The organism is Actinoplanes sp. NPDC048791 (genome assembly GCF_040650095.1).
Lineage (GTDB): Bacteria > Actinomycetota > Actinomycetes > Mycobacteriales > Micromonosporaceae > Actinoplanes.
Map to the genome: position 1 here is coordinate 5,989 of NZ_JBEZGQ010000138.1, position 6,984 is coordinate 12,972.

The window sequence follows — 6,984 nt, forward strand, 5'->3', positions numbered from 1 at the left end:
CAGCGCGGTCACGCGGCTACGCGGATCACGCACCCACGCAGGTCACGGGTCAAGACGGGTCACCCGCCCAAGCGAGTCACGGGTCAACGCGGTCACTCGAGTTCACGCGCCCATGCGAGTCACGGGTCAACGCGGTCACTCGGGTCACGCGCCGAGCGGGTCCACGCCCACGGGGTCCACGCGATCACGCGGGTCCACGCGATCACCTCGTCACGTCATGGTTCGGGACGGTGAGCCGCCGGCCGGATCCCCTCGGTCGTCACGCGGCCACGCCTACGCGGCCACCCAGCCACCCGGCTACGCGGCCACGCGGCTAAACGGTCACGCTGTGGCCGCCAGCCGGCCGCCGATGCGCACGGGCCGAGGCGTAGAGACAAACCGCCGCAGCCGCCGCCAAATTCAAACTCTCCGCGCCGCCATAAATCGGGATCCGCACCCGCCTGTCGGCCGCCTTCACCAGATCCTCCGGCAAACCATGAGCCTCCGACCCGAACAACCACGCCGTCGGTCCAGCCAACGAACCATCGTCCAGCAGAGAGTCCAGGTCATCCTCGCCATAGCCGGTCGTGGCCAGCACCTGCATCCCGAAGTCCCGCAGTTCGTCGACCACCCCCAGCGGAGCCCGGACCACGTCAACGTTGAAGAGACTGCCCGCCGACGCCCGCACGCACTTGCCGTTGTAAGGATCAACCGCATCACCCGCGAAGATCACTGCGGCAGCACCGGCGGCATCGGCGGTGCGCAGGATCGTCCCCGCATTTCCGGGGTCGCGGATCTCGGCGGCGACGGCCACCAGGCGCGGACCCTTCGACAACGCTTCGGCCAGCGGCACGTCCAACTGCTCACACACAGCCACCAGACCCTGCGGCTGGACCGTCTCAGCCAGCGCCGCGAGGCCGTCGTCGGTCACCGGGGATACAACTGGCGCTTGGGCGGCCAGGTCGGCGTGCCGGGTCAGCGCCGCGTCCGTACCGAAGAGTTCCAGGACGACCCCCGCGGCCAGCGCGGATCGCACCGCCTGGGGGCCCTCCGCGAGGAAGCGGCCGGTCTGGTCGCGGTCGCGGCGGCGTTGCAGGCGCCGGGCCGCGACGACCCTGGGGGTGCGGGGAGTGAAGGTCACGTGTCCTCCTGGAGGGAACAGCATCGGGGCGCCTCCCGGTCACCCGGAAGACGCCCCGAAAAAGTGCTGACGATCAGGCAGCCTGAGCGGCGGCGCCGCCGGTGCCCTCGGCCGCCACCGCGGCCCGCGCGATCTCGACGATCGCCGCGAACGAGGCGGCGTCGTTGACGGCCATGTCGGCCAGGATCTTGCGGTCCACCTCGACGCCGGCCAGCTTCAGGCCCTGGATCAGGCGGTTGTAGGTCAGGCCGTTGGCCCGTGCGCCCGCGTTGATGCGCGTGATCCACAGCTGGCGGAAGTCGCCCTTGCGGTCACGGCGGTCGCGGTACGCGTACTGCATCGAGTGCAGCACCTGCTCCTTGGCCTTGCGGTACAGCCTCGAGCGCTGTCCGCGGTAGCCACTGGCAGTCTCCAGCAGCGTACGGCGCTTCTTCTGGGCGTTCACTGCCCGCTTGACGCGTGCCATTTCTGTACTCCTAACAGGGGAACGTGTGTGGCGCGCGCGTCAGCGGCCCAGCATCTTCTTGACTCGCGGGGTGTCGGCCTTGGAGACCACGACCGTACCGGTCATCCGGCGGGTGACGTGCGAGGACTTGCCCTCGAGCAGGTGGCGCTTGCCGGCCAGCTCACGCACGATCTTGCCCTTACCGGTGATCTTCACCCGCTTGCCCATGCCGGTGTGGCTCTTCATCTTCGGCACTCGGAACGCCTCTTTCTGATTACTCTGCGGTTACGGCGCTGGTGTCGGCAGCAGCCTCGGCCGGCGGTGCCTCGGCCTCTTCGCCCTCACGCGGCTCGCGGGACGGGCGCGCGTTGGCGGCGATGACGGCAGCGGCAGCAGCCTTGGTCGCCCGATGCGGAGCCAGGACCATGATCATGTTGCGGCCGTCCTGCTTCGGACTGGATTCGACGAAGCCCAGCTCCGAGATCTCTTCGCTGAGCCTGCGCAGGAGCCGGAAACCCAGCTCGGGGCGACTCTGCTCGCGACCACGGAACATGATCGTCACCTTGACCTTGTCGCCCGCCTTGAGGAACCGGACCACGTGACCCTTCTTGGTCTCGTAGTCGTGCGGGTCGATCTTCGGCCGAAGCTTCATTTCCTTGATGACGGTCTGTTGCTGGTTGCGCCGGGCTTCGCGCGCCTTGAGTGCACTCTCGTACTTGAACTTGCCGAAGTCCATGAGCTTGCACACCGGCGGGCGCGCCATCGGCGCTACCTCGACCAGGTCCAGATCGACGTCCGCGGCCAGCTGCAGGGCGCGCTCCAGCGGGACGATGCCCACCTGCTCACCCTCGGGGCCGACCAGCCGGACTTCCCTCGACCGGATCTGCTCGTTAATGCGTGGTTCGACGCTGATGGGGCCTCCTCAGAACGATCTAGTGGATGTCCTCCCCGGCACCGGTTCTCCGGCTGTGGGGAAGCACTGCCAATGTCGGTCGGCCCTCTCACGCCCACTTCAGCAGGGCGCCGAGGAAAGCAGAAGGCCCCGGCACGAATGCCAGGGCCCGCTCGACCGGTCATCGGCGTCCATGAGGACGCACACCGACACCGGGATATTCCCGGAGCGGTTGACCGGACCCAGCCACCTCAGGGGCGACGGGGTGGGAACCAGCGGGCTCCTCTTTCGCGCCCCTCATGACGAGAGGCGTGGTCGACTACCGGGCGAGTCTACCAGCTCAGGAAGTCGCCGCCGAATGGAGGGCGCGAAGTGCGCGAACGCCCTCCACGGCGTACTCCTTGTCGGCCGCCTGCAGCGCATGGACCGACACGGTCTCGTCGTCGTGCAGCTCGAGCGTCGCCCAGGGTGAGTTGCGGTCGAAGCGCACCGCCCGCACCGCCGTCCAGGGCAGGTCGTAACCGCCGACCACGTTGCGCACCTTGACGCCGTCGGCGTCCGCCACCGCCCGCGGGCGGGTGAACGCCAGGATGCCCAGCCCGATCAGGATGCCGAGGCCGATCATCGCGGTCTGGTCGCCGCGCTGGTACGTGCCCATGTTGTCGCCGGTCGAGCCGTGCAGGCCGAAGCTCAGCACGGTGAAGAGGATCACCACGGCAGCCGCCGAGAAGCCGGCCACCCAGCGGATGCGCCGCGGCCTGAAGATGGCTGGCGCGCTTGTGGAAGTCACGGTAACCACTGTGCCACTACAGCCGGCAGTTGGAGATGTCGGTCACCAGGATCGCGCGGGCACCGAGCTCGTACAGCTCGTCCATGATCCGGTGCACGTCGTTGCGGCGGACCATCGCCTGCACGGCGACCCAGCCCTCGCGGTGCAGCGGTGACACGGTGGGCGACTCGATGCCCGGGGTCAGCGCGGTCGCGTTCTCCAGCAGGTCGGCCCGGACGTCGTACGCCAGCATCACGAAGCTGCGGGCGACCAGCACGCCCTGCAGCCGCCGGATGAGCTGGGCCGCGGGGCCGGAGTCGCCGGCCGGTCCGCGGCCGATCAGGATCGCGGAGCTGCGCAGCAGCGGCTCGCCCAGGGTGACCAGGCCGGCCTGGCGCAGCGTCGTGCCGGTCTCGACCACGTCGGCGATGAGGTCGGCGACGCCGAGGCGCACCGCGTTCTCGACTGCGCCGTCGAGGCGGACCACCTCGGCCTTGAGCTCGTGCTCGTCGAGGTAGCGCTGGACGACACCCGGGTAGGCGGTGGCGATGCGGCGACCGCCGATCTCGTCCGCGGAGGCCAACGCGCCGGCCGGGGCGGCCCAGCGGAAGGTGGCTCCGCCGAAGCTCAGGTCCAGCACCTCGGTGGCGGGCACGCCGGAGTCGACGAGCAGGTCACGGCCGGTGATACCGAGATCCAGATCACCCGAGCCCACGTACGTGGCGATGTCGCGGGGACGCAGGTAGAAGAACTCGACATTGTTGGCCTCGTCACGGCAGACGAGGTCCTTGGGGTCGGTGCGCTGGCGGTAGCCGGCGTCGCGCAGCATCTGGGCGGCCGGAGTGGACAGGGTGCCTTTGTTGGGAATGGCGATGCGCAGCATCGACGTGCTCCTTCGATCGGTCTCGATTGAGGCGGAGGAACGCTCGGCCTCCGGGAAACAACCCGATTCAAAACCGATCAGAGATGTCGGTACACGTCCTTGAGCTCGAGCCCGGTGGCGATCATCAGGACTTGTGCCTGGTAGAGCAGCTGGGAGATCTCCTCCGCGGCCCGCTCCGGCCCCTCGTGCTCGGCGGCCATCCAGGACTCGGCCGCCTCCTCGACGACCTTTTTCCCGATGAAGTGCACGCCCTTGTCCAGCGCCGCGACGGTGGACGAACCCGGGGTCCGCTGCGCCGCCTTCGCCTGCAACTCGGCGAACAACTCTTCGAACGTCTTCACGGGAGACGATTGTGGCAGCTCATCACGGGATGGCGACGGACGACCCCATCGGTTGGGACGTGGCCTAGGCTCGCGGTCATGGTCAGCAGAAACACCGTCGCCGCGCTGAGCAGCGCGGCCGTACTCCTCGCCGCCCTCGCGGGCTGCGCGCCCGCCGACGAGGCGAGCCCCTCGGCCGGCGCGTCGGCCTCCGCCTCCGGCCCCGCCTGCGCCCCCGGAACGCTGAGCACCCGCACCGCCGGCAAGCTCACGATCGGCACCGACAACCCGGCGTACGAGCCGTGGTTCAGCGACAACAAGCCCGCCAACGGCAAGGGTTTCGAGTCCGCGGTCGCGTACCAGGTCGCCGAGCGCCTCGGCTACAAGGCGCCGGACGTGGTCTGGACGAACGTGACGTTCAACAACGCCATCGCGCCGGGCCCGAAGACGTTCGACTTCGACATCAACCAGTTCTCGATCACGCCCGAGCGGCGCAAGGCCGTCGACTTCTCCTCGCCGTACTACCTGGTCCGGCAGACGGTCATCACCACCAAGGGCTCGAAGATCGCCGGCGTCAAGACGATCGCCGAGCTCAAGGGCGCGAAGCTCGGCGCGCAGGTCGGCACCACCAGCTACCAGGCGATCAACGAGCTGATCAAGCCGACCGCCAAGGCCCAGGTCTACAACAACAACGACGACGCCAAGGCGGCCCTGGAGAACGGCCAGGTCGACGGCATCGTGGTGGACCTGCCGACCGCGTTCTACATGACCGCGGCCGAGCTCGACAACGGAGTGATCGTCGGCCAGTTGCCGCAGGTCGGCGTACCGGAGCAGTTCGGTCTGGTTCTTGATCTCGGGTCGCCGTTGACCACCTGCGTGTCGCAGGCGGTCGACCAGCTGCGCCAGGACGGCACCCTCGCGGTGCTCGAGAAGCAGTGGCTGGCGAGCACGGGCGGGGCCCCCGAGCTCTCGTGAGCACCGAGCTCCATCAGCCGTCCGAGATCCAGCGCGGGCGGATCGCCTACCGGCGACGGCAGACGGTCCGCTCGGTGCTGCTCGCGGCGCTGTCGACCGCGGTCGTCGGCGTGCTGCTCGTGGTCGCGGTCACCGGCGCGCCCGGCTGGGACCGCGTCAAGCTGTCGTTCTTCAGCCCCGAGGTGGCCTGGCGCTGGCTGCCGGAGATCCTCGACGGACTCTGGCTCAACGTCCGGCTGCTGGTCGTCTGCGCGCTGCTCGCGCTGACGCTCGGGCTGCTGATCGCGACGCTGCGGACCCTGCGGGGCCCGGTCTTCTTTCCGGTACGGGCAATGGCGACCGGCTACACGTACACGTTCCGTGGTCTGCCCTTGATCATCGTCATCTACCTGATGGCCTTCGGCGTCCCCGGTCTGCGGCTGCAGGGCACCCCGGGGGTGCTGGTGCTGGGCGGGGCCGCGCTGGTGATCACGTACGGCGCCTACCTGGCCGAGGTGTTCCGGGCCGGCATCGAGTCGGTGCACCCCAGCCAGCTCGCCGCGGCCCGGTCGCTGGGGCTGACGTACCGGCAGACGATGCGCCACGTGGTGCTGCCCCAGGCGATCCGCCGGGTGGCCCCGCCGCTGCTCAACGACACCGTGGCGCTGCAGAAGGACGTCGGGCTGGTCTCGCTGGCGGGCCCGATCGACGCCGTACGCGCGGCTCAGATCGGGGTCGCGCAGGACGCCAACTACACGCCGTACATCGTGGCGGGGGTGCTGTTCGTGCTGCTCGCGCTGCCGTTGATCGGTGTCACCGACTGGGTGACGCTGCGCGCGGCCCGCCGCCAGTCCGCGGGGGCCTGACCATGCTGCTGTCCTGCGAGCACGTCCGGAAGACGTTCGGCGCCGCCGTGGTGCTCGACGACCTGTCGCTGGAGGTGGACGAGCATCAGGTGGTCGCGCTGATCGGCGCCTCCGGCTCGGGCAAGTCCACGCTGCTGCGCTGCGTCAACCTGCTCACCGACATCGACGACGGCACCATCCGGCTCGACGGCGAGGACATCTCCGATCCGCGGGTCGACCCGGACCGGGTACGGCAGCGGATCGGCATGGTGTTCCAGTCGTACAACCTGTTCCCGCACATGACGGTGCTGCGCAACATCACGCTGGCCCCCGTACGGGTGCACAAGCGGTCCGCCGCCGAGACGCGGGAGCAGGCCATGCAGTGGCTGGACCGGGTCGGCCTGGCCGACAAGGCGGACAGCTATCCGGACCGGCTCTCCGGCGGCCAGCAGCAGCGGGTCGCCATCGTCCGGGCCCTGGTCAACAGCCCCCGGCTGTTGCTGCTCGACGAGGTCACCTCGGCGCTGGACCCGGAGCTGGTCGGTGAGGTGCTGACGATGATCCGCGGCCTGAAGGACGAGGGCATGACCATGGTGCTGGCCACCCACGAGATGGGCTTCGCCCGGCAGGTGGCCGACCGGGTGGTCTTCCTGGACGGTGGCCGGGTGCTCGAGGCCGGGCCGCCCGAGCAGGTGCTGGGCGACCCCACCGAGGCCCGGACCCGGCAGTTCCTGGCCCGCATCATCGAGGCCGGCC

10 protein-coding genes are annotated in these 6,984 nt (G+C 69.4%); 3 read left to right on the forward strand and 7 right to left on the reverse strand.

Features of this window, described 5'->3' with window-relative positions:
- Nucleotides 1-313: 313 nt before the first annotated feature.
- From AB0C29_RS13385 to AB0C29_RS13415, 7 genes are all read right to left on the reverse strand, one after another.
- The gene (locus AB0C29_RS13385; protein ID WP_360819605.1) at nt 314-1,120 is read right to left on the reverse strand and encodes an RNA methyltransferase; all 807 of its coding nucleotides are present in this window, start codon (nt 1,118-1,120) and stop codon (nt 314-316) included.
- Between the two features lie 73 nt (nt 1,121-1,193).
- A complete protein-coding gene (gene rplT / locus AB0C29_RS13390) occupies nt 1,194-1,586 on the reverse strand; it encodes a 50S ribosomal protein L20 (RefSeq protein WP_184991627.1) in 393 nt (130 codons plus the stop codon).
- 39 nt (nt 1,587-1,625) lie between these two features.
- A complete protein-coding gene (gene rpmI, locus AB0C29_RS13395; RefSeq protein WP_212992624.1) occupies nt 1,626-1,820 on the reverse strand; it encodes a 50S ribosomal protein L35 in 195 nt (64 codons plus the stop codon).
- A 19-nt stretch (nt 1,821-1,839) separates the two neighbouring features.
- Nucleotides 1,840-2,460, reverse strand: coding sequence for a translation initiation factor IF-3 (infC, locus tag AB0C29_RS13400; protein ID WP_360819621.1), 621 nt, complete (start codon nt 2,458-2,460; stop codon nt 1,840-1,842).
- Between the two features lie 337 nt (nt 2,461-2,797).
- The gene (locus AB0C29_RS13405) at nt 2,798-3,247 is read right to left on the reverse strand and encodes a PH domain-containing protein (RefSeq protein ID WP_360819609.1); all 450 of its coding nucleotides are present in this window, start codon (nt 3,245-3,247) and stop codon (nt 2,798-2,800) included.
- A 16-nt stretch (nt 3,248-3,263) separates the two neighbouring features.
- Complete coding sequence (gene hisG / locus AB0C29_RS13410; protein ID WP_360556233.1) at nt 3,264-4,109, reverse strand: ATP phosphoribosyltransferase; 846 nt, start codon at nt 4,107-4,109, stop codon at nt 3,264-3,266.
- 77 nt (nt 4,110-4,186) lie between these two features.
- The gene (locus AB0C29_RS13415; RefSeq protein WP_360819612.1) at nt 4,187-4,450 is read right to left on the reverse strand and encodes a phosphoribosyl-ATP diphosphatase; all 264 of its coding nucleotides are present in this window, start codon (nt 4,448-4,450) and stop codon (nt 4,187-4,189) included.
- Between the two features lie 78 nt (nt 4,451-4,528).
- Between AB0C29_RS13415 and AB0C29_RS13420 the strand changes: the two genes are divergently transcribed.
- The 3 genes from AB0C29_RS13420 to AB0C29_RS13430 all read left to right on the forward strand — a co-directional run.
- On the forward strand, nt 4,529-5,404 hold the full coding sequence (locus AB0C29_RS13420) for an ABC transporter substrate-binding protein (protein WP_360819615.1): 876 nt from the start codon (nt 4,529-4,531) through the stop codon (nt 5,402-5,404).
- Complete coding sequence (locus tag AB0C29_RS13425; protein WP_360556230.1) at nt 5,401-6,249, forward strand: amino acid ABC transporter permease; 849 nt, start codon at nt 5,401-5,403, stop codon at nt 6,247-6,249. Before AB0C29_RS13420 ends, AB0C29_RS13425 begins: the two co-directional genes overlap by 4 nt.
- 2 nt (nt 6,250-6,251) lie before the next feature.
- A partial coding sequence (locus AB0C29_RS13430) for an amino acid ABC transporter ATP-binding protein (RefSeq protein ID WP_360819618.1) occupies nt 6,252-6,984 on the forward strand: 733 nt, incomplete at its 3' end.